A 1087-nucleotide genomic window follows, 5' to 3' on the forward strand; every position below is an offset into this window, starting at 1 on the left:
GCCAAAGTCATCTTGTTCTAGCCCTGCGATACTTCCACCAAATAATCCACTGCCTAAATGCGCGTTTATTTGTGAAATAAGGGGGTTAAAGTTGTTTTCGTTGCTAGGATTTGTATTTTTTGGTGTATTGTCTAAAGAAACTTCACTTTCAGTTCGTTTTGTGGTAGAATTGCTTTTAGCCTCTTGAGGGAGATTGTATCCACTCTCAACTTTAGACGCGACTTGGTCGAAATTCTGCGCGTGGGGCTTTCTTTCATATGCGGTTATTACCCATAGATTTTCCCCTTTTCCGAGCCAACCTTTAGATAATCCCACGCGATATTCTGCGCCATCTTTGTTTAAAATTATAGTATGCACGCCTGCATTTGTTTCTATCTTACCACTTTCTACGATCTCATTTAGTCCTTTGATTAAGCCCTCTTGTCCCTCTCCCCAAATTTTAAAATCATCTAGGTGCTTTTCTACTATCTTTTGCAAGCCTATAGATTCATTCCCCCAAACTAAGTCAATATCACCTAGATTCTCTTTATAAAATCCGCCTGCGACTTGTCCTTGTTTCTCTTGCAATAGCTTTTTAATAGCACCTTTGCCATCGTGGTAAAATTCTGCATAGTTAGTGCCAAATTCTGCGATTATGTCGTTTTCGTTTAGTGTGGATTCTGCATTTTTGTGGATTGCTTGGGCTTCGCCTCGCAATGACGATTGAGGATTTGGCGTTACTTCGTCATTGCGTGGTGCTGGTGCTTCCCCTTTGGGTGTTGGGCTTTCGTCATTGCGAGCGGGATTTATCCCGCGTGGCAATCCATTTTTGGCGGATTCTGCGTTGTGGATTGCTTCGTCGCTTGCGCTCCTCGCAATGACAGAGGGATTATCTCCTTTTGGTGTATTTGTCGGCGGTGGTGGTGTGTCTTTTGGCATATTTGCCTTGTAAGCTTCGTGTTTTTCTCTTAATTTTGGTAAAAGCTCTATTAACTCGCTAGATTCCTTGCTTGCTTCACCTTTGGTAATTAGCATTTCTATAAAGTCATAAATATCTGCGTCTTTTAACGCTTTGCCCTCTCTAAAGAATGTCGGCTGGATAATGGCT

General features: G+C 42.0%; 1 pseudogene. It reads right to left on the reverse strand.

What is annotated here, in order from left to right:
- Positions 1-1087 (reverse strand): annotated as a pseudogene (locus CQA49_RS10190) (hypothetical protein); the annotation flags it as partial.

Origin of the sequence: Helicobacter sp. MIT 00-7814 (assembly GCF_003364115.1) — a bacterium.
Classification (GTDB): domain Bacteria; phylum Campylobacterota; class Campylobacteria; order Campylobacterales; family Helicobacteraceae; genus Helicobacter_F.